Source organism: Streptomyces fradiae (assembly GCF_041270065.1).
GTDB lineage: Bacteria > Actinomycetota > Actinomycetes > Streptomycetales > Streptomycetaceae > Streptomyces.
The window spans coordinates 494,370-515,506 of record NZ_CP065958.1 but is presented as its reverse complement, the minus strand read 5'-3'; the positions used below and the strand labels follow the sequence as shown (position 1 = coordinate 515,506).

Below are 21,137 nucleotides of genomic sequence, written 5' to 3'. Positions count from 1 at the left end.
GGATCAGCGGATCAGCTCCTCGGCCAGGAGGTCCATCAGCAGGCCGTCGTGCCAGGTCTCGTCGGGGCCGCGCTCGTACCGTCGCATGACACCGACCGGCCGGAAGCCGACCTTCTCGTAGCAGCGGATCGCCGCGGCGTTGTCGGCCGCCGGGTCGATGACCAGCCGGTGGTGGCCGTGGTCGTCGACGAGATGGCGGGCCAGGGTCCGTACGGCGTCGGTGCCCAGGCCGCCGCCGTGCACCGCGGGATCGAGGAAGACGTCGATGCCGGCGTGCCGGTAGTCCGGATCGTCCTCGGCGTACCACTGGATCATGCCGACGATCCGCTGCCCGTGGCGGACGGTGAAGGCGTGGCTGTCCGGGTCCTCGAGATCGGCGGCGATCTCCGCCTCGAGATCCTCCCCGCCCCGCCACCGCGCCCGCACCTCGGGCGTGGCACGGATGGCGGCCAGGGCCGGGACGTCCTCGGTGGTGGTGGGGCGGAGGACGACGAGAGCGCCCTGAAGTTCGGTCATGCCGGGGACCCTACGCGAGGCAGGAGGCCCTGACACAGACCGTGTCGGAACTATGGTGTCCCACCACATACGCGGGTGACCTGGCCGTTTCTACGGTGTGGCGACACGAACACGTCCCCGTCACCCCGCTCGGAAGTGGTGCACATGGCCGCCGCAACACACGCTCCCACGCCCCCCGGCTCCCTCAAGCGCATCGTCGCCGCCAGCCTGATCGGCACGACCATCGAGTGGTACGACTTCTTCCTCTACGGGTCGGCCGCCGCCCTGGTCTTCAACAAGCTCTTCTTCCCCGAGTCCGATCCGCTGGTCGGGACGCTGCTCTCGTTCCTGACGTACGCGGTCGGGTTCGCCGCGCGGCCGCTCGGGGCGCTGGTGTTCGGGCACTACGGGGACCGGCTCGGGCGGAAGAAGCTGCTGGTGCTCAGCCTGCTGATGATGGGCGGGGCGACGTTCGCGATCGGTCTGCTGCCGACCCACGCGACCGTGGGGTCCGCCGCGCCCGTGCTGCTCACCGTGCTGCGGCTCGTCCAGGGGTTCGCGCTCGGCGGGGAGTGGGGCGGGGCGGTGCTGCTCGTGTCCGAGCACGGGGACGCGAAGCGGCGCGGGTTCTGGGCCTCCTGGCCGCAGACCGGGGCGCCGGCCGGGCAGCTGCTCGCGACCGGGGTGCTGTCCGCGCTCACCGCGCTGCTGTCGGACGCCGCCTTCACCTCGTGGGGCTGGCGGGTGCCGTTCCTGCTGTCCGGTGTGCTCGTGGTCGTCGGCCTGTGGATCCGGCTCTCCGTCGACGAGTCGCCCGTCTTCAAGGCCGCGCTCGCCGCCGCCGAGGAGCGCAAGGCCGCCGCCGCGCAGGCCGAGAAGACGCCGCTGGTCGCCGTCCTCAGGCACCACTGGCGCGACGTGCTGATCGCCATGGGCGCCCGGATGGCCGAGAACATCAGCTACTACGTCATCACCGCCTTCATCCTCGTCTACGCCACCACCCAGGTCGGCCTCTCCAAGCAGACCGCCCTGAACGCCGTCCTCATCGGCTCCGCGATCCACTTCGCCGTGATCCCGCTCTGGGGGGCGCTCTCCGACCGCGTCGGGCGCCGGCCGGTGTACCTCGTCGGGGCCGTCGGCGTCGGCCTGTGGATGTTCCCCTTCTTCGCCCTCATCGACCAGGACTCCTTCGGCACCCTGCTGCTCGCCGTGACCGTCGGTCTGATCCTGCACGGCGCCATGTACGCCCCGCAGGCGGCCTTCTTCGCCGAGATGTTCGCGACCCGGATGCGCTACTCCGGCGCCTCCATCGGCGCCCAGTTCTCCTCGGTCGCCGCCGGCGCCCCGGCCCCGCTCATCGCCGTCGCCCTGCTCGACGACTACGACAGCTCGACCCCGATCGCCCTCTATGTGATCGCCGCCGCGCTCCTCACCGTCGTCGCGGTCGCCTGCGCCCGCGAGACCCGGCACCGCGACCTCGCCGACGTCACCGACGAGGCGCCCGCCGCCGTACGCGTCGACGCCTGACGGGCTGCAGACGCGGAAGGGCCCCACTCCGGAGAGTGGGGCCCTTCCCTCGTCGTCCTACTCGCAGGTCACCTTGTCCCGCGGTGTGTAGTGGGTATGGAAGGTCTCGCGCTTGACCTCCGTGCCGCCGTTCTTGAAGACCCGGTCGACCTTGATGTCGAAGCCCTCCAGCGGCTCCTGCACCTCGCACTTGTCCGCGAGCCTGCCCTTGCGCTCGCCGGGCGGCGTGAGGTTCTCGCGCGGGCCCGCGACCGCCTCGACCGAGTCGTACTTCTTCGTGCCGAGGAAGCTCACCGTCACCGACGAGTCCGTCGAGCTCGCCTGGATGTAGATCGGGTGGCCGGAGTCGTTGCGGAAGCGCAGGTCCAGGGTGCCCCAGGCCACCGTCGCCTCCCGGCCGGCCGGGTAGCGCTCGATGTAGAAGGAGTGCGCGCCGTGCTCGATCGGGTGCACACCGGCGAAGAACAGCGCGTTGTAGACCGTGGTGGCGACCGCCGAGACACCGCCGCCGGGGGCCTTCTGGTACTGGCCGTCCATGATCATCGTGCCGTCGACGAAGCCGTTGGCCTCGGTGCGCTCGCCGACCGTGCGGTTGAAGCTCCACACCTCGCCGGGCTGGACGACGGAGCCGTTGATCAGCTCGACCGCCCGGCCGATGTTGGTCGTGCGGTACGGCGCGGTCGGGAAGTTCACGGTGAACGTCGACATCTGCTCGGTGATCCCGAGCCGCGCCAGCGAGTCCGCCGACACCTTGGGCTCGGTCACGGTGGTGGCGACCGCGGCGGTACGGGCCGCGGCGCCCTCCTTGGCGAGCAGCGGTTGTACGGCGCGGCCGAGGGCGTCCGAGGAGATCTGGCGGCCCGGGCGGCCGTCCTGCTCGACCACGACCTTGCCGTCCCGCACACCGAGCCGGCCCTCGACCGGGCCGCCGGTGAAGGCGTGCAGCGGGCGTGCCACGTCCGGGTCCCGCAGCAGGGACTTCGCGTCCAGGGCCGCGGAGAGCCTGCCGCCCCGGGCCGTCACGTCCAGGTGGTCGCCGAGGGTCGTGGCCGCGATCGACAGGCGCTTGTCGTCCGCGGTGAGGGTGACCGGGCCGGACATGGCCGGGTCCGCGAACTCCTTGACGAAGCGGGACACCTCGGCGGCGCCCACCTTCGGCTGCGTGACAGTGACCGGGAGCACCACGGGCGCCGCGGCGGTGCCGCCGGCCCCGGGGTAGGCGGCGCGCAGCGCCTCGACGGCCTTGTCGGTGTCGAGGGCGCGCCCGTCCCGGGCCTGGGTGACGACCGGCTTGCCGGCCTTGAAGGACACGGCGCCCTCGCGGACGGTGCGGTCCTGCTGCTTCGCGGTGGCGGCGAGCGCGGCCCTGGCCTTCGTACCGTCGAAGCGGACCACCGGGTCGACGTCCCGGCTGCCGGAGGAGAAGAGCCGGCCGATCACGGTGACGGGGTCGCGGGCCGGGTCGGCCGCGCGGTCCGCGGTGGCGGCCACGTCGACGGTGAGGCCGGCCTCGGCCGGGTCGACGGTGGTCGTGGTGTCGCCGACGGCGACCTTCACCGGGTCCTTCCAGGCGGCGGGGGCGGCATCGGTGAGACGGGCGGCGGCCTCGGCGCGGCTGAGGCCGCCGATGTCGATCCCGTCGACCCGCGTGCCCTCGGAGATGTCGTCCCCGGTGACGGCGAGCCCCGCCACGTACAGTCCGCCGGCGACGGCCGCGACCACGCCGGTCGCGATCGCCGCCTTGCGTATGTGGCCGCGGCGCCCGTGCGGGGCCGCGGCGGTGTGGTCGGTCGTGGAGCGGCGCACACACCCTCCCGGTGCGGTGAGAACGTCAGGGGAGTCCCCCGGCGGGCGGCCGGAAGGCCGGGAGGAACGGGCCGGCCGGCATGCGCCGGGGCCGTGCGTCCTCCGCTCGGGGGTACCTGTCGACGGTACGCCCAATCGGGGCAAAAGATCCATAGTGTCCCTTTTGTTACTGCGGTGACGCTCCTCTCATTCCTCGGGAACTAAGGTGGATCGGTGCCCACGTCTCCGATCGGTCCCCAGTCCGTCGAGCGCGCCCTCGCCCTCCTCGACGCCGTCGCGGACGCCGACCGGCCCGTCGGCGCCAAGACGCTGTCCCGGACCCTCGGCTGCGCCCTGTCGACCGTCTACCACCTCACCGGCCCGCTGATCGCCCGCGGCCATCTGGCCCGTACCCCCGAGGGGTACGTCCCCGGCCCCCGCGTCCCCGCCCTGCACCGCGCCTACCAGCGGCACCACGGACTCGGCGACCTCGGCGGCCCGGTCGCCGAACTCCTCGGGCAGCTGCGCCGCACCGCCGGCGCCGAGGCCTACTTCACCGCCTACCGGGACGGCCGGATCACCGTCGTCGACACCACCGCACCGGTCACCGACACCACCCACCCCTTCGCCCCAGGACCGGAGCCGCGCGCCCACGCCACCGCGCACGGCAAGGCGCTGCTCGCCGAGCTGCCCCGGGCCGCCCGCCGCCGCTACCTCGACACCCACGGCATGGCCCGGTTCACCGACCGGACGATCACCAGCCCCGAGCGCTTCGAGGCCGAGCTCGCCCGGGTGCGCGACCGGGGCTTCGCCGTCTCGGTCGGCGAGGCGGACCCCGCGTACACCTGCCTCGCCACCGCCCTGCCGCCGCTGCCCGGCGGCGACGGGGTGGTGCGCGCGCTGTCGCTTTCGCTGCCCACCGCCGACTTCCGGCACCGGCACGGCGAGCTGCGCGCCGCCCTCGCCCGCGCCGTACCCCTCTTCACGGCGAGCTTTCCGACCCTGCCGGAATCCTGAGCGGCACGAGTGGCCGGGCCGGCGGCCGCCCCGCACCATGAGCGCATGATCTTCATCGCCGTACGTTTCACCGTCCGCCCCGAGCACGCCGACGGCTGGCTCGACCGCGTCGCCGACTTCACCCGCGCCACCCGCGAGGAGCCCGGCAACCTCTTCTTCGACTGGTCGCGCAGCGTCGACGACCCGAACCGGTTCGTGCTCCTGGAGGCCTTCGCCGACGCCGAGGCCGGCGCCGCGCACGTCGCCTCCGAGCACTTCAAGGCCGGACTCGCCACCATGGGCGAGGCCGTCGCCGCCACCCCCGAGATCATCAACGTCGAGGTGCCGCAGCAGGGCTGGGGCGCGATGGCCGAACTCGCCCGCTGACCCGGCGGCCCGTCCTGCGGGTGCGGCGCCCCGCCGCACCCGCAAGACTGGACTGATACGACCTCCCGCCGGATCGGGGCGTCCGCCATGCCGTTGCGACAGCTGTCCGGGCCACTGCGCCGCTGGACCACGCTGTACGTGCTGTTCGTCGCCGGCGTGACCGTCGCCTATCTGCAGGTCCCGTCCCGGCACACCGTGCTGTGGGCCCTCATCGGACTCAGCGGCGTCGCCGCCATCCTCACCGGCATCCACCTGCACAAGCCGGCCCGCCGCTGGCCCTGGCTGGTGCTCGCCGCCGCCAACTTCACCTTCGTCAGCGGCGACACCGCCTACAACGTCCTGGAAGGCTTCTTCCACCAGAACCGGCCCTTCCCCTCCGTCGCCGACGCCTTCTACCTCGTCACCTATCCGCTGTTCGCGATCGGCCTCTACGGCTTCATCCGGCGCCGCGCCGCCGGCCGCGACCTCGCCGTCGCCCTCGACGCGCTGATCCTGACCTCCGGCCTCGCCCTGCTGTCCTGGGTCAACCTGATCACCCCGCTCGCCACCACCCCCGACATGACGTGGATCGAGCGCGCGATCTCCATCGCCTATCCGCTCGGCGACGTCCTGATGCTCGCCATGCTCGCCCGGCTGCTCGTCCCCGGCGGCCTGCGCTCCCGCAGCGTGCAGCTACTCACCCTCGGGACCTGCGGCATCCTCTTCTCCGACGTCGCCTACGGCATCCAGCAGATGAACGGCACCTGGCAGGTGGGCACCCCGTGGGACCTCGGCTGGGTGGTCTTCTTCACCGCCTGGGGCCTGGCCGCCCTGCACCCGTCGATGACCGGCCTCACCGAACTCGCCCCCGAACCCGCGCCCGGGATCGCCCAGCGGCGCCTGGCGCTGCTCGCCGTCGCCTCCCTCATCGCCCCCGGACTGCTGCTCTTCCAGTCGCTGAGCAGCGACCCCGACCGGGACATCGCCGTCATCGCGATCTTCTCCGCCGTGATGTTCCTGCTCGTCCTCGTCCGGCTGTGGGGCATGATGGCCGAACACCGCAGGGCCGAGGCCCGCGAGCGCAGCCTCCGGGTCGCCGCCGCCTCCCTGGTCGCCGCGCTCAGCCCGCGCGAGGTCGCCGCCGCCGTCGAGACCGCCGCCGCCACCCTCTTCGGGCCCGCCACCCCGCACTCGACCATGCTGCTCGCCCGCGACCGGCGCGGCCGGCTGACCGCCGTGCCCACCGGCCGGCGCCCCTGGAGCGTCCAGACGGCGGAGCTCGCCGGACCCGGCGGCCCGTCCTGGCCGGACCTCCTCGCCGAGGGCAGCCGGCTGCTGCCGGCCGAACGCCTCGCCCCCGCGCTCGTCACCGCCGTCGCCCCCGAGTCCCACGCCCTGCTGTGCCCGCTCGCCCTCCAGGCCCCGGCCGCCGGCGAACAGCTGCTCGGCGCGCTGCTGCTCGCCGGCACCGAACGGAAGCTGATCGAGATCGCCGGACCCGCCCAGTCCCTCGCCTCGCAGGCCGCACTCGCCCTGGAGCGCTTCGGACTGAGCGAGGAGGTCAGCCGGCGCACCAGCGAGGCCTACTTCCGCACCCTGGTGCACAACACCTCGGACGTCATCCTGATCGTCGACGACGACGACACCGTCCGCTACGCCAGCCCGTCCGCGGAGAACATGTTCGGCCACGCCCTGCTCCCCGGCACCCCGCTCACCGAACTCCTCGCCCCCGGCGACGCCGCCAGCGCCCTGCGGATCCTCGCCGACGTGCGTACCCGCGGCCACCTGGACGGCCGCGACGACTGGAAGCTGCTGCACGGCGGCGCCGCCGACCTGGAGGTCGAGGTCCGGTGCAGCAACCTGCGCGCCGAACAGACCGTGCACGGCCTGGTGCTGACCCTCCGTGACGTCACCGAGCAGCGCAAACTGGAACGCGAGCTCACCCACCGGGCCTTCCACGACTCGCTCACCGGACTGCCCAACCGGGTGCTGCTGCTCGAACGGATCGAGCGGGCCCTGCTGCGCGGCCGCCGCGAGTCCACCCTCACCTGCATGCTCTTCGTCGACCTCGACGACTTCAAGGTCGTCAACGACACCATGGGCCACTCCGTCGGCGACGAACTCCTCGTCGCCGTCGCCCGCCGGCTTACCGCCGTGCTGCGGCTCACCGACACCGCCGCACGGCTCGGCGGCGACGAGTTCGCCGTGCTCATCGAGGGCGCCCGCGACCCCGGCGACGCCGACGCGCTCGCCGCCGAGATCGTGCACACCCTCAGCCAGCCCTTCCACCTCACCGACGGCGCCGTGTCCGTCTCCACCAGCGTCGGCGTCGCCACCGTCCTCGACAGCGCGCACGCCGAGGAACTCCTCGGCCACGCCGACCTCGCGCTGTACGCGGCGAAGGCCGCCGGGAAGAAGCGGTGGCGGCGCTTCCGGCCCGAGCTGCACTCGCGGCTCGTCGCCCGCCACGAACTCCAGGCCGGCATGGACACCGCCATCGCCGACCACGCCTTCGCCCTGCGCTACCAGCCCATCGTGCAGGTCGACGACACCGCCCTGGCCGGCTTCGAGGCGCTGATCCGCTGGCCGCACGCCCGCCGCGGCATGGTCCCGCCCGACCAGTTCATCACCCTCGCCGAGGAGAGCGGCCACATCATGCCGCTCGGCGCCTGGGTGCTCGACCACGCCGCCCGCGAGATCTCCCGCTGGCAGCGTGCCCACCCGCGCACCCCGCCGCTGCGCGCCAGCGTCAACGTCTCCGCCCGCCAGTTCCGCGACCCCGGTCTGCTCGACGTCGTCCGGCGCACCCTGCGCTCCTCCGGGCTCGCCCCCGGCTCCCTGGTCCTGGAGCTCACCGAGTCGGTCCTGATGCACGGCGACGTGCAGATCGGCACCACCATGCGGGCCCTGAAGGACCTCGGGGTGTCCATCGCCATCGACGACTTCGGCACCGGATTCTCCTCGCTCAGCTATCTGCGCGAGTTCCCCATCGACCTGCTCAAGGTCGACAAGACCTTCATCGACGACATCACGACCGACCGGCAGCAGGTCGCCCTCGTCGAGGGCATCGTGCGCATCGCCGAGGTCCTCGGCCTGCAGGTGGTCGCCGAGGGCATCGAGAACGAGGACCAGCGCGCGCTGCTCGCCGACATGGGCTGCCGCTACGGCCAGGGCTTCCTCTTCGCCCGCCCCCTGACCGCCCACCAGGCCGAGGACTTCCTGCACCGCGCCGCCCCCGCCCCGCCCGCCCGCACCGCCCGCACGGTACGGGCCGCGCGGGCCGCCCGTACCGCGAAGGGGCTGGACACCGGCGCGGCCGCCTCGCCCCCGGCCGCCTCCGCCCAGTCCGCCTCCGCCCGGGCCGCCCGGCTCGACCTGCGCTGGCGCGACCTGGAACGGCTGAAGCGGATCAGCCCCATGTGCGACGCCGTCATCGACGCCGTCGACGGACGCCGGCTGCGGGTCGGCGACCACTGGCTGGTCGACTTCGCCTCCTGCAACTACCTCGGCTTCGACCTCGACCCCGAGATCATGGCCGCCATCGACCCCCAGGTCCGCGCCTGGGGCACCCACCCCAGCTGGTCCCGGCTGATCGGCAGCCCCCGCCTCTACCCGCGCATCGAGGAACGCCTCACCGCCCTCCTCGGCGCCCCCGACACCCTCCTCCTGCCGACCATCACCCTCATCCACCAGTCGGTCATCCCGCTGCTCGCCGCCGGCGGCGAGGTCTTCGTCGAGGCCACCGCCCACCGCACCATCTACGACGGCTGCGTCGTCGCCCGCGCCCAGGGCGCCCGGCTGCACCGCTTCCGCTCCGACCGGCCCTGGGAACTCGACACCCTGCTGCGCGAGACACCCGCCGGCGGCAACCGGCTGGTCTGCATGGACGGCGTCAACAGCATGACCGGCAACTACCCCGACCTGGGCGGCGTCGCCCGGATCTGCCGACGGCACGGCGCCCTGCTGTACGTGGACGACGCGCACGGCTTCGGCGTCATCGGCGAACGCGGACCGGGCGAGACCAGCCCCTACGGCTCGCGCGGCAACAGCCTGGTCCGGCACCTCGGCGAGAGCTACGACGGCCTCGTCCTGGTCGGCGGCTTCTCCAAGGCGTACTCCTCGCTGCTCGCCTTCCTCGCCGTACCCCGCCGCCTCAAGGACCACCTCAAGGTGGCCGCCGCCCCCTACCTCTACTCCGGGCCGTCCCCGACCGCCTCCCTCGCCACCGCCCTGGCAGGGCTCGACGTCAACGAGCGGCGCGGCGACGCCATCCGGGCCGATCTGCACCGCAAGACCGCCCGGGTCCTCGACCATGTACGCGGCCTCGGCATCGCCACCCCCAACACCGACGGACTGCCCATCGTCGAGATCCCGCTCGGCGACTCCGCCGACCTGGAGGCCGTCGCCCGCTATCTGTGGGACCGGGGCATCTACGTCACCCTCGCCAGCTATCCGCTCGTGCCCCGCGACCGGGTCGGCTTCCGGCTCCAGATCACCGCCGCCAACACCGACGAGGAGATCGAGCAGCTCAACGACACCCTCACCGGCGTGTCCCAGCGCTTCGCCCTCCAGCGGCAGGTCCCCGCCCGCCCCGGCGCCGTCCCGGCCGGCCGGCCCCCGGAGGCCCGGTGACCGCCCGGGACACCGCCGCCGTACGCCGCAACCGGGACGCGGACTGGGACGCCTGGCCGGTCGACGCCTACCTGGCCGAGAACTACCGCCGGGTCCACCCCTGCGACCGGGGCGTCATCCACCACCACTCCGCCTTCTACCGGCGGTTCGCGCCCGGCACCCTGGCCCGCACCCTCGAACTCGGCGCCGGACCCAACCTCTACCCGCTGATGCTCGCCGCCGGCGCCAGCCGCCGCATCGACGCCCTCGAACCCGGCGCCGCGAGCCTCGCCTACCTCCGCCGCCAGCTGACCCAGGGCCCCGAGGACAGCTGGGAGTCCTTCTACGCCCTCGCCCGCGCCCTCGACCCGGCGCTGCCCGCCACCCTCGCCGAGGCCCTGACCCGCGTCCACCCCGTCCACGGCGACGCCGCCGGTCTTCCCGACGGACGGTACGACGCCGCCTCCATGAACTTCGTCGCCGAGAGCGTCACCGAGGACCGCGCCGAGTTCACCGCCCTGTGCGACACCTTCGTCCGCGCCGTCCGCCCCGGCGGCCAGCTGGTCGCCGCCTTCATGGAACGCATGCCGAGCTACCGGATCGGCAGCGGCCCGGTCTGGCCCGCCTGCCCGGTCGACGCGGCCGCGCTGCGCGCCGTGTTCGCCCCGCGCACCACCGCCCTGCGGATCTCCCGGCTCGCCAAGGACCGCACTCTGCCCGAGTACGGCGACACCGGCATCCTGCTGCTCACCGCCGCGCGGCCCGCTGCCTGACAAGGGCCGCGTACTCCGCGAGCGACGAACCCGGCGTCCCGTCGTACAGGTTGTGGTCGAAGGCCCACATCAGATCGCCGAGACCGCACGAGTCGAACTGCCCGGCCGCCCGCGCCATCACATCGGGCCCGTACGCCGCCACCTGCTGCCCCGCGCTCTCCCCGTCGATCCGCTCGAAGCCCTCGGCCCGCGCCACCGCCACCACATAGCGGGTCGACGACCAGGACCGCAGCGTCGCGTCGGAGGCCGCCCCCACCCGGCGCGGATCGCCCGCCCGGCAGCCGTTGTCCACCGGCCGGCCCGTCCCGTCCACCAGGGCCGTGGTCACCACCCGCACCCGCGCGCCGTGGTCGAGCAGCCCGAGGGTACGGAAGAAGCCGACGCCCCGCCCCACCAGCCGGATCGCCCGCGTGCCCTCCAGGTGCGCGGCGACCGCCGCCGCGTAGTCCGACGGATAGAAACCCGCCCCCGGTACGAGCACCTTCACCGGCCCGTGGTGCCCCAGGCCGGCGAGCAGCCCGATCTCCCAGTTCACCGCGTCGGCCAGGGAGTTCAGATACCAGTCGTACCAGCGGGCCACCTGGTCCTCGGTGAAGGACGCACCCCGGTACGTCCGCTCCCCGGGCCGCCAGCCGGGATACGGGCTCGCCGCCTGGGCGTGCCGGTCGTAGGCCCAGAACTCGCCGGTGTCCCGCCCGTCCGACAGCGCCCGCGGATAGGCGAACTCGCCGTTCTCGTCGATCCCGAGCCGGATCGCCCACACCTGGTCGAGCCTGATCCGCTCCCGCACCTGCGCCACGTACGCGGCGACCTCGCCGCGCACCGGGTCGCTGAACACCACATTGGGGACGGCCGTGCTGCGCTCGCCGAACTGGTTCACCCACACCGACTCCGGATAGGCGCTCGCCAGCCACTCCGGCGGATGGTTGAGCCCGAGCCCCGCCTCCACCTTCAGGCCCGCGTCCAGAAAGGCCCGCAGCCGCTCCCGCACCTGCCGCGCGTACCCCTCGTCGTACACCCCCCGCTCCGGCTCGAACCGGCCCCAGTCCACCTGCAGATGCGCGATCCGCAGCCCCTGCGCGTACTCCTCGGCCGCCCGCTCCGGCGCCGTCTGCAGCGTCCCGAACAGATGCGGACCGGTGGCCGGCTCGTCCCGGCGCAGCGTGCCGAAGGCCGCCGCCACCAGCGAGAGCAGCGCCACCACGGAGGCCAGACCGAGCAGCACGGGCCGCCGCACCCAGGGCCCGCGCACCCGGGTCACGACAGCAGCTCCCGGTACAGCGCCGCGTAGTGGGCGGCGAACCGCTCGGGGCCGAACTGCTCCTCCACCGCCGCCCGGCCCCGCTCCGCGAGCACGTCCCAGGACCGCGGCTGGTCGAGCAGCCACACCAGCTGCTGACCGGTGCGCCGGGCGTCGCCCGCCGGGGCGCGGAGCACCGCGTTGCCGAAGTCGGCGAACTGCGGCAGATCGCTGAGGATCACCGGCCGCCCGGTGGCGAGCGCCTGCAGCACGGTCAGCGGGATGTCCGCCTTCCCGCCGATCGACTCCGGCGGGAACAGCAGCACATGCGCCGAGGCGATCAGACCCGGCATGTCGTCCACATAGCCCCGCACCTCGACGTCCCGCAGGCCCGCTGCCCCGGCCCGCTCGCGCAGCGCCTCCTCCAGGGCGTGCCGGTCCTGCCCGGGCCGCCCCCGCATCGCCAGGACCAGGCGGAACGCGGCGCCCGCCCGGGCCGCCTCCGCCGCCGCGTCGACGGCGAGCTCCGCGCCGCCCGCCGGGTCGTGGTGCCCGGCGAACAGCACGACCGGCAGGCCGGCGGGCCGGGGCCGCGACGGCCAGTGCTCCAGCGGGATCATCGGCGGGATCACCCGCACGTCCCCGAAGTCCGCGGCCCGCAGCCGCCGCGCCATCGACTCCGACAGGGCGACCGTGGTGCCGAGCGGCCGGGTACGGGCGAGCAGTCGGGGGTCCATCACGCCCGGCACCGTGTGCACCACCGGCCGGGCCCCGAGCAGCAGCGGCCGCAGCCACGAGAACGCCGGAAACGTCCGGCCGATCGTCAGGAAGGCGTGCACCAGGTCGCAGCGCCGCGCGTGCACCGCCCCGGCGAGCGCCGACTGCGCCCGCTCGGGCACGTGCGGTACACCGTCCCGGGACAGGATCCGCACCGCGTGCCCGCCGTGCGCGGCCGGCGGCGGACGGCCGCGCCGGTGCGGCCACTGGGCGAACCAGGTGAACTCCACGTCCGGCAGCGACCCGAGCACGTCCGAGGCGAGCCGCACGTCGGCCCCGTCCGCCCCGTCCAGCGGGCTGCTGGTCAGGAGGAGGACGCGCGGGCGGCGCGGGCTGGTGCTCATCGCGGCCCGCCCGGCACCGGCCCCGGCGGCGGCAGCTCGTACAGCGCGAGCGTGCCGTAGGTGTGGCCGTCGACGGTGAACAGCAGCCGGGCGTCCCGGGTCAGCCGGTGCACCTCGGCCGGGGTGGACCGGCCGTAGCCCTGGTCGATCACCTTCCACGGGACGATCGCGTACCGGGCCTGGTGCACGGCCCGTTCACCGGGCGACATCCAGTTCCCGAGCCGGTAGGCGTCCTCGAAGGTCCAGTAGGTGACGCCCCGGGTGCGGGCGCCGTCGACCGTGACGATCCCGCTGCCGGCCGGAACGTGCGTGCGCAGATACGCGTCGAGCTTCACGAAGCCGTCGTCGGGCGTGCCGCGGTCCCGCCCGTACACCACGGCCGGCATCGCGAGCACCGCCACGAGCCCGGCGATCACGGCGCCGCGCAGCGCGGGCCGGCGGCGCGGCACCGGCACGGTCACCGCGAGCGCCACCAGGTTCGGCACGAACAGCAGATACAGCGCCTGCTCCTCAAGCGTGCCGATGGCGAGCGCGTACGCCAGGGTGAGGATCGCCGAGGCGTGGAACAGCAGGAGCAGCCGGTACACCGGCTCGCGGCGGCGCAGCAGCAGGAACAGCGCCACCGGCGTCAGGAGCAGCAGCAGATACGTGGTCGCGTAGCCGGGGAGCTCGGCGGCGAGCCGGCCGGTGAGCGAGGGCGTGCCCGGCGCGTTGAAGCCCGTCTCCTGCACGAAGCCGAGCAGCCGCCGCAGCCCGTACGTCTTCGCGTCCCAGAACGCCGCGCCGTGTCCGAAGCCCGCCACCAGGGCCACATAGATCCCGTACGGGACGACCGAGGCGGCCAGCGCCGTCGCCGTCAGCCGGCGCGGCATGCCCCAGCCCAGGGCGAGCGCCGCGAGCAGCGGGAGCACCGTGATCAGCGCCGAGTGGTCCTTCGTGAGGACCGCGAGGCCGAGCAGCAGCCCGCCGAGCAGCGCCCGGGCGCGGGCCCGCGGCGGCGGATCGGCCCGGCACAGCGGCACCAGGACCAGGAAGCCCGCGAGCACCCACACCATCGTCTCCGTCTCCAGCAGCACTCGGTTGTTCTGCCGGATGCAGAACTGGTCCAGGGCGAACAGGAGTCCGGCGACCAGACCGGCCGGGCGCGAACGGACCCGCGCCACCAGGGCCACCAGGAGCGCCGCCGTCACACCGGCGAGCAGCGCGTTCATGACGCGCAGCGAGTGCACCTCGGCGATCACGTCCTGGTGCGTGCCGACCAGCTTCATCCAGCCCGCCTCCAGATAGAAGAAGCCGGGCGGATGGAGGAAGAACAGGCCCTCGGAGGTGCCGGGGAAACCGCCCTGGGCGGCACCGCGCCCCAGCTCCTGGTAGATCACCTCGTCCACGAACAGATCGCCGGCCCGGCCGACGTTCACCAGGCGCAGCACCACCGTCAGGACCGCCACGCCGAGCGCGTACACCGCCGTCGGCACCGGTCGGAGCCGGCGGTGCGGCGCAGGCCCGGGCGGCCCGGACGGCTCGCGCGTCCGGTCGGCCGCCGGCGCGGCGGAGGAACCGGAGAGGGTCATGTCACGCCTCCCGACGGACGGTCCGGGGCGCCTGCCACCCCGGCGGGAACCAGATACACCTCGGGGACGCGCGGCACCGTCCCGTCCGGGAACAGCGCCCCCACCTGCGTCCGATAGCCCCGCACCAGCTCGGCCTTGGCGTCGAGCCCGCGCGCGAAGGAGAGCTCCGTCGCGGCGAGCGGCCCGGTGAACGCCGGGTCCGGCGCGGCCCGCAGGTTGTAGGGGAAGTCGCTGTAGTAGACGGCCGGCAGACCGCTCAGGCCGGCCGCCGTGCGCACCAGGACGTGGTCGGCGTGCCCGCCCACGCCCAGCGGCGCGAGCAGCACGCCCTGCCCGGGCGCCAGCAGCTCGCGCACCGTGTCCGTCACCCGGCGCACCGTCTCCGCGTCCCGCGGCGCCACCCGGCCGCGCGCCAGATGCAGCCGGTACGTCGGATACACGTGCCCGACCTCGGGCAGCAGCCGGGCCGCCCGCCGGCGCCACCGCGCCGGCTCCGCGTCCCGGCGGAACAGACCGTCCACGAACCCCGCGTGGAAGCGGGCCACACCGAGCCGCCCGAGCACCGCCGCGTCCTCGGCGCGCCGCGCCGCGTACAGCTCCTCGGCGTCCACCGCGCCGGTCTGCCGCAGGAACTGGCGGGCCGACAGGGTGTACGGCGGGGGCGCGGCCTCCGTGAACACGGTCATCACCGTCACCGCCGTCCGGTCCGCGAGCCGGCGGAGCAGCGCCCCGCAGGACAGCACGGCGTCGTCGGGATGCGGCGAAAGCACGAGCACCTCACCGGACCCGGCAAGCGCGGTCAGGACGGCGAGCGCGGACGAGCCGGTCCCCGCGGCGGGCGCGGTCGGCGCGGGCGCCGGTGCGGTCGGTGCGGTCGGCGGGGTCAGGGGGCGGTCTGCCATGGCACTCTCCGGTCCTTCCGCGGCCGCCGCGCCCCGGCGGGGCCTTCCACGAGCCGGCGGGTCAGCGCCAGATAGCGGCCCGTCATCTCGTCCCAGGTGTAGTGCTGCGCGGCGAGCCCGGCCTGCCGCCCGAGCCGGCGGCGCAGCGCCGGATCCGTCGCGAGAGCCCGCATCCGCTCGCCGAACGCCGTCGTGTCGAACGGCGCCACCGCCACGTCCCCGCCGCCCCGCATCCAGCGCAGCGCCGGCAGGTCGAAGTGCAGCACCGGCTTCCCGTACGACATCCCCTCCAGGGCCACCAGGCCGAAGGTCTCGTGCCGCGAGGGCAGCACCACGAACGCGCTGTCCCGCAGCAGCCGCCGCTTCAGCTCCTCGTCCGCGTACCCCACGAGCCGCACCCCGAGATCCCGCCCCGCGAGCAGCTGCCCGAGCCTGCGCTCCTCGGCCGCGGTGCCGCCGCCCGCGAGCACCAGCTCCATCGGCGGCCGGGCCGTCTCGTACGCGTCGAGCAGCAGGTCGAGCCCCTTGGTCCAGGTGTCGATCCGCCCCAGGAAGAGGATCGAGTCGCCGCTGCCCAGCCGGGCGTCGTCGAGCTGCCGCGGCTCCACCCCGTTGGCGATCACGTGCACGTCGGCCCGCGGACTGAGCCGCCGCACCGCCGAGGCGTCCGCCTCGTTCATCGCCACGATGTGCCGGTAGCAGCGCAGCCCGACCCGCTCCACCAGGAAGAACGGCAGGTGGTAGCGGCGCCACAGGGCCTCGGCGCTGCGCCCCTGGTCGATGCCGACCACCGGCGCGCGCGACACGAGCGGCAGGAAACTCGTCGAGAACGGCGGCGTGAAGGACTCCAGCCACACGTCGTGCGGGATGCGGCGCGCCACGAACGGCAGGAGCCCGAGGAACAGCAGCTGCCCGGCGCGCGGACCGGCCCGGCACACCGGCAGCCGCACATAGCGGACGCCGTGCCGCCGCACGCTGCCGCCGGACCGGCCGGCCGTCACCACCGTGACCTCGTAGTGCTCGGCGAGCCGCCGGGCCAGCTTCTCCACCACCAGCGCGCCGCCGCCCCGGTAGTCGGAGTTCTCCGCGTCGTCGTAGATCGACACCACGACCCGCTCGCGGCGCCGCGGACCGGACGGCCGCGGCGCCGGCCGCACCGCGCCGAGCACCCGCTCCAGGGCCTCGGCCGCGACCTCCGGCGCCGTCCGCTCGCCGTCGATCCGAACCACCCGGGGCAGCCGCGCCGCCCAGTCGCGGTGCCGCGCCCACCAAGCGGCGGGGGAGCCCGTACGCTGCTCCCAGCCGCGCCCGGCCAGGGTGTCCGGCAGGGTGTCCGGCAGCAGCGTCAGGTCGTAGCGTCCGGCGGTCCGGGCGAACCGCCGGGCGGCGCCCCGGTCCGGCCGCAGACCGAACTTCACCAGGCCGTCCAGCGGGCCCCGGTCGGTCAGCACGACCACCGGGCGGCCCCGCGCCACCGCCGAGACGGCCCGGCGCGCCACCGCGATCCGCAGGTCGAGCTCGCCCGCGTCGAGGTACGCGTGGGCCCGGCGGAACCACGATCCCCGGCGCTCGGGACGCGCGGTCCGCTGGGCCCACCCGCCCGCCCCCGTCCCGCCCGGCTCCTCCTCTTCCCTCACCCGCGGGGGAACCGGGAACCTGCGGCACAGCACACAGCCGTAGGCGTGGACGGCCGCCACCGCGAAGCCCCGCTGCCGCAGCTGTCCGGCGAGCGCCCGCACCAGGGACGACTTGCCCGTGTGGTCGGGGCCGGACACCGCGACGAGCAGCGGGGGCCGCGGCCCGGTCTCCCGGCCGGAGTCGGGGGGAGCGCCGTTCACGAACCTGGTCATGGCTCCCGCCTCCGTACGCGCTTGGCGACCACGAGCGGCACCCGCAGCGAGGCCTCGCGGGCCGCGGTCCGCACCCGCCCCCGGCCGAGCAGATGGCCCGAGTGCTCGGCGCCGACCCGCAGCGAGGTCCCCACCGGCAGCGGGAGCGGCAGCGGCACCGGCTCGCCGCGGTCGAGCCGCGCCATCGCGGCCAGCGCCGTCGCGAGCGCCCGGTCGCCGCCCGTCGCCCAGCCCTCCCGGGCCGCCTCCCGGCGGGCCTCGGCGATCACGGCGGGGCTCAGCAGCTCGCGCAGCGCGAGCAGTTCGGACAGATCGAGCGTCAGATTCTGGAAGAGGGCGTGCGCCAGCCAGATCCGCAGCCGGTCGGCGGGACACGGCACCAGCCAGCCGGCCGGTCCGTCGCCGTCCGGGCCGTCGGCCGGGCGGGCCCGCGCGAACAGCCGGTCGGTCGGCACCACCGGGACCCCGAACCACGAGACGGCGGTGTGCAGATGGGCCGCGGGCCCGCTCACCGGATCGAGCAGCACCTTGGTGGACCGCTCCAGCCAGTACGTCTCGCGCCGCACGTACCAGCCCGCGAGGGCCCGCTGCGCCTGCCGCCACCGTCCGGTGGGCACCACCAGGTCGAAGTTGCCGTACACGTAGTCGCCCGACAGGTCCGCCTTGATGAGCACGGCGGGGATGCCGGCGGCCCGCAGCCGGGCGGTCGACTCGGTCAGATTGCGCCGGAACAGCCCGGTCGCCGCCACCACCTCGGCCCGGGTGGCGGCGAGCCGCTCCGGGTACGCGCGGGCGAGCACGCCCTCGACCTGGTTGCGCCGGGCCACGGCGAGCGCGCCGAGCAGCTCGGCGTCCGTGGCGGGCGCGGGCCGCCCGCGCCACACCGCGTCCACGAGGAGCCGTACGGACCGCCGTTCGTCGGGCGGACCGGGGCTCCGGCGTACGGGGGCGGGCGCGGGTTCACCGGTGGTGGCCGGGAGCGGGCCGTCGCCCGTCGGTTCGCTGCGCCTGCCGAAGAACCACCACAGCGCCGCCCCGGCGACCACGACGGCGGCGCACAACCACGCCACCGGCAGCGGCTTCAGCGCCACCAGGCCGCCCACGACGAACAGGCACCAGACGGGCCGGACTCCGAGCCGGGCGCGCGGGGCGCCGAAGCCGTGGTGCCGGGCCTGGCGCACGGCGAGCAGCAGCAGGGCCGCCAGGGTGCCGCACATGCCGCCGACCGCCATGCCGAGGACGCCGGCCGCCGACCAGCCGGCCGCGAGCCCCGTCACGTACAGCACAAGGCCGGCGAGCAGCGGGCCCAGGCACGCGTAGTCGTTCACCGCCTGGCAGAACGTCACGAGCAGGGCGAGCGCGCCGAGTGCGAGACCGGTGACGGCCGTCAGCGCGAGCAGCGTGCCGACCTGCGCGTACCCGGCGGGGAAGACCCGGTCCAGGACGGCCTGCGGCACGGTCGCCGCCACCGCGGTCAGCGGCACCGCCACCGTCAGATACATGCGCAGCGCGTCGCCCGCGAGCGGGGTGCCGGCCCGGCGCCGGGACAGCGCGGGCAGAAAGGCGATGGAGACGGCGCCCGCCAGGAAGAGCGGGACCCGGCCGAGCATCACGGCGGCCTGGTAACTCGCCGCCGCCGCACGGTCGGTGGGCAGCACCGCCACCAGGATCACGTCGACGGCCGCCATCATCGCCACGACGCCCTGCAGCGAGGCGACGCCGACGGCCCGCCGCCACAGCGCGCGGTCGGCGGTGGCGGACAGCCAGGGCCGGGCGGTCCGGCCGCCGCGGAACCGGCGCGGCCGGAAGAAGGCGTACGGCAGCACGGCGACGCCGAACGCCGCCAGCGCGCCGGCCGGTCCGAGGTCGAGCACGGCGACGAAGAACAGCCCCACGACCAGCTTCAGGACCGCCTCCGCGGTGGTGACCATTCCGAGGGTGCGCAGTCGTTCGGTGCCCTGCAGCCAGCCCGCGCTGATCCGGGTCGCATAGATGAGGAAGGTCGCGCCGGCGACGACCAGGGTGGTGGTCGCCCCGGCGAACTGCGCGGCCACCCCGCCGACCACCAGGGCGGCGACAAGACCGCCCGCGAACCCGGTGACGATCGCGAACCGCACCGCCTCGCCCCGCTCGGCCTCCGACCGCGCCCGGGCCAGCGCCTGCGCCAGCATCCACGGCACGGTCACCACGGCCACCGCCGCCGTGCACACCACGAGCCCCTGCCCGGCCGCGAACACCGCGTACGAGCCGACGTCGAGGAGCCGGGTGAGCGCCAGCGCGTACACGTAGTTGAGCACCCCGACAAGCACCGCGCCCGTCGCGATCCAGCGCGCCCCGTGCACCGCCGTGACCTCGTCCGGCAGGACGGCGGCGCGACGGGCGAGCGGCTCGGCGGTCATGACCGGTCCTCTGGAGTCCCCCGCCCGCCCCGTTCCGCGAGGCGCCGGGACGGCCCGCCCACCAGGACGTCCCGGCCGCCGGCCAGGGAGACGGTGGCGTCGTGGACGCCGAGCCGGGCCAGGGCGGCGAGGGCCTGGACCTCGTCGCAGCCGTGCAGCAGCACCTGGAAGGCGTCGCCCTCACGGGACCAGGTGTCGGTCTGGCGCAGGGCCTCGGCCACCACCCGCTCGGTGGCCTCCGCGTCGAGGGCGGTGAACCGGCCCAGGACGGCGAGGTCGTTGGCGCCGCGCCGGGAGCGGCGGTGCCGGTGGACGCGGCGCAGCTCCTCCAGGACCACCTCGGCGAGCCGTTCCGCGCTGGCGTCCCAGGAGAAGGCGGCGGCCCAGGCCCGGCAGCGGGCCGCGGCCCGCTGCATGGCGGCCGGGTCGGCGAGTTCGGCGAGCGCGGCGGCCACGCCGTCCGCGAGGTCGGCCGACGGGTCGAGCAGCCGCCCGTTGACGCCGGGCTGGATCGCGTCACGCAGACCGGGCACGTCGTAGGCGAGGGCGGGCGTGCCGACCGCGTTCGCCTCGATCACGGTCAGGCCCCAGCCCTCCGCGACCGAGGGCACCACGGTCAGCCACGCCCGGTGGAACAGCTCCGCGCGGCGCGCGTCGCTCACATGCCCGTGGAAGACCACCGCCTGCGCCACCCCGAGCCGCGCCGCCAGCTCGCGCAGCGCGGGCAGTTCGGGCCCGTCGCCGCACAGGTCGAGCCGCAGCGCGGGGAACCGGCGCAGCAGCGCGGGCAGCGCCCGAAGGAGCAGGTCCACCCGCTTCTGCGGCACAAGGCGGCTGACCACGGTGAGCGCGGGCGTGGCGCTGCGCGCCCCCGGCGGCTCCGCGGACGCTCCGGCGGGCCGCCCGTTGGGCACGATGTGCAGGGGGTTGCCGAAGCCGAGTTCGCGGCGCGCGCCCTCCCGGGTGGAGGGGGAGACCACCACGATCGGCCGGCCCCGGTAGACGCGCCGGCTGACCTGCTTCTCCAGGAGCCGCCCCAGCGCGTTCAGCGGCCAGTGGAAGCGCACGTCGAACTGCTCCTGGTGCACGTGGTGGATGACGCACAGGTCGGCGGTCCAGCGCGGGGTGAAGAGCGGCGAGAAGAACGGGATGCCGTTCTGGAAGTCGACGACGGCGTCGTACGCGTGCCGGTTGCGCAGCAGATGCGCCGCGGCCGCCGCGTACACGCCGAAGGTGCCGCCGGCCCGCACGATCCGCAGCCCGTCGCGGTACTCGCGGGCGGGCGCGCCGGGGTAGCGGGCGGACACGAAGGTGAGGTGCGCGCCGGCCGCCGAGAAGCGGCGGGCGATCTCGTGCGCGTACGCCTCCGCTCCGCCGGCCTCCGGGTGCCACGGGTCGCGCCAGTTGAGGAAGGCGATGTCGAGCAGGGCGATCCGGGCCAGCGCGCCGCCCGCGCGGGGGCGTGCGGTGGGCGCGGGGGCCGGGGCGGCGGCGGTCACGG

The 21,137-nt window shown here is 74.9% G+C and carries 14 protein-coding genes; 5 read left to right on the top strand and 9 right to left on the bottom strand.

Features of this window, described 5'->3' with window-relative positions; genetic code table 11:
- Positions 1 to 3: 3 nt before the first annotated feature.
- Positions 4 to 516, bottom strand: coding sequence for a GNAT family N-acetyltransferase (locus JAO84_RS02275; protein ID WP_370409884.1), 513 nt, complete (start codon positions 514 to 516; stop codon positions 4 to 6).
- A gap of 144 nt (positions 517 to 660) precedes the next feature.
- Between JAO84_RS02275 and JAO84_RS02270 the strand changes: the two genes are divergently transcribed.
- Positions 661 to 2,022 carry an MFS transporter gene (locus JAO84_RS02270; RefSeq protein WP_370409883.1) on the top strand — a complete coding sequence of 454 codons (1,362 nt, stop codon included), beginning with the start codon at positions 661 to 663 and terminating at the stop codon, positions 2,020 to 2,022.
- A gap of 57 nt (positions 2,023 to 2,079) precedes the next feature.
- Here the strand turns inward: JAO84_RS02270 and JAO84_RS02265 are convergent, their stop codons facing one another.
- Positions 2,080 to 3,828, bottom strand: a complete 1,749-nt coding sequence (locus tag JAO84_RS02265; RefSeq protein ID WP_370409881.1) for a VanW family protein — start codon at positions 3,826 to 3,828, stop codon at positions 2,080 to 2,082.
- 213 nt (positions 3,829 to 4,041) lie between these two features.
- Between JAO84_RS02265 and JAO84_RS02260 the strand changes: the two genes are divergently transcribed.
- The 4 genes from JAO84_RS02260 to JAO84_RS02245 all read left to right on the top strand — a co-directional run bounded on the left by JAO84_RS02260 (position 4,042) and on the right by JAO84_RS02245 (position 10,553).
- Complete coding sequence (locus JAO84_RS02260) at positions 4,042 to 4,824, top strand: IclR family transcriptional regulator (RefSeq protein ID WP_370409880.1); 783 nt, start codon at positions 4,042 to 4,044, stop codon at positions 4,822 to 4,824.
- Positions 4,825 to 4,869: 45 nt separating this feature from the next.
- Positions 4,870 to 5,190 (top strand): putative quinol monooxygenase, encoded by a 321-nt coding sequence (locus tag JAO84_RS02255; RefSeq protein WP_370409879.1) that lies wholly within the window; start codon positions 4,870 to 4,872, stop codon positions 5,188 to 5,190.
- Positions 5,191 to 5,277: 87 nt separating this feature from the next.
- Positions 5,278 to 9,801, top strand: coding sequence for an aminotransferase class I/II-fold pyridoxal phosphate-dependent enzyme (locus tag JAO84_RS02250; RefSeq protein ID WP_370409878.1), 4,524 nt, complete (start codon positions 5,278 to 5,280; stop codon positions 9,799 to 9,801).
- Complete coding sequence (locus JAO84_RS02245) at positions 9,798 to 10,553, top strand: class I SAM-dependent methyltransferase (RefSeq protein ID WP_370409876.1); 756 nt, start codon at positions 9,798 to 9,800, stop codon at positions 10,551 to 10,553. Before JAO84_RS02250 ends, JAO84_RS02245 begins: the two co-directional genes overlap by 4 nt.
- Here the strand turns inward: JAO84_RS02245 and JAO84_RS02240 are convergent.
- The 7 genes from JAO84_RS02240 to JAO84_RS02210 are packed head-to-tail and all read right to left on the bottom strand — an operon-like array spanning position 10,528 to position 21,135.
- Positions 10,528 to 11,814 (bottom strand): beta-galactosidase, encoded by a 1,287-nt coding sequence (locus tag JAO84_RS02240; protein ID WP_370409874.1) that lies wholly within the window; start codon positions 11,812 to 11,814, stop codon positions 10,528 to 10,530. The genes JAO84_RS02245 and JAO84_RS02240 overlap by 26 nt on opposite strands.
- Positions 11,811 to 12,914, bottom strand: coding sequence for a glycosyltransferase family 4 protein (locus JAO84_RS02235; protein ID WP_370409872.1), 1,104 nt, complete (start codon positions 12,912 to 12,914; stop codon positions 11,811 to 11,813). The genes JAO84_RS02240 and JAO84_RS02235 overlap by 4 nt, the downstream gene beginning before the upstream one ends.
- The gene (locus JAO84_RS02230; protein WP_370409870.1) at positions 12,911 to 14,485 is read right to left on the bottom strand and encodes a phospholipid carrier-dependent glycosyltransferase; all 1,575 of its coding nucleotides are present in this window, start codon (positions 14,483 to 14,485) and stop codon (positions 12,911 to 12,913) included. Before JAO84_RS02230 ends, JAO84_RS02235 begins: the two co-directional genes overlap by 4 nt.
- Entirely contained in the window at positions 14,482 to 15,387 is a 906-nt protein-coding gene (locus tag JAO84_RS02225) for a PIG-L deacetylase family protein (protein WP_370409868.1), read from the bottom strand. Before JAO84_RS02225 ends, JAO84_RS02230 begins: the two co-directional genes overlap by 4 nt.
- The gene (locus tag JAO84_RS02220; protein WP_370409866.1) at positions 15,369 to 17,237 is read right to left on the bottom strand and encodes a glycosyltransferase; all 1,869 of its coding nucleotides are present in this window, start codon (positions 17,235 to 17,237) and stop codon (positions 15,369 to 15,371) included. Before JAO84_RS02220 ends, JAO84_RS02225 begins: the two co-directional genes overlap by 19 nt.
- On the bottom strand, positions 17,234 to 19,636 hold the full coding sequence (locus tag JAO84_RS02215; protein ID WP_370409864.1) for a lipopolysaccharide biosynthesis protein: 2,403 nt from the start codon (positions 19,634 to 19,636) through the stop codon (positions 17,234 to 17,236). Before JAO84_RS02215 ends, JAO84_RS02220 begins: the two co-directional genes overlap by 4 nt.
- Positions 19,633 to 21,135: a glycosyltransferase family 4 protein gene (locus JAO84_RS02210; protein ID WP_370409862.1), complete on the bottom strand. Its 1,503-nt coding sequence runs from the start codon at positions 21,133 to 21,135 to the stop codon at positions 19,633 to 19,635. Before JAO84_RS02210 ends, JAO84_RS02215 begins: the two co-directional genes overlap by 4 nt.
- Between the last annotated feature and the right edge of the window lie 2 nt (positions 21,136 to 21,137).

Coding starts and splice junctions, on each gene's coding strand:
- JAO84_RS02255 (WP_370409879.1), top strand. CDS start 4,870: ATGATCTTCATCGCCGTACGTTTCACCGTCCGCCCCGAGCACGCCGAC.
- JAO84_RS02215 (WP_370409864.1), bottom strand. CDS start 19,636: ATGACCGCCGAGCCGCTCGCCCGTCGCGCCGCCGTCCTGCCGGACGAG.
- JAO84_RS02250 (WP_370409878.1), top strand. CDS start 5,278: ATGCCGTTGCGACAGCTGTCCGGGCCACTGCGCCGCTGGACCACGCTG.
- JAO84_RS02225 (WP_370409868.1), bottom strand. CDS start 15,387: ATGGCAGACCGCCCCCTGACCCCGCCGACCGCACCGACCGCACCGGCG.
- JAO84_RS02275 (WP_370409884.1), bottom strand. CDS start 516: ATGACCGAACTTCAGGGCGCTCTCGTCGTCCTCCGCCCCACCACCACC.
- JAO84_RS02270 (WP_370409883.1), top strand. CDS start 661: ATGGCCGCCGCAACACACGCTCCCACGCCCCCCGGCTCCCTCAAGCGC.
- JAO84_RS02220 (WP_370409866.1), bottom strand. CDS start 17,237: ATGACCAGGTTCGTGAACGGCGCTCCCCCCGACTCCGGCCGGGAGACC.
- JAO84_RS02235 (WP_370409872.1), bottom strand. CDS start 12,914: ATGAGCACCAGCCCGCGCCGCCCGCGCGTCCTCCTCCTGACCAGCAGC.
- JAO84_RS02230 (WP_370409870.1), bottom strand. CDS start 14,485: ATGACCCTCTCCGGTTCCTCCGCCGCGCCGGCGGCCGACCGGACGCGC.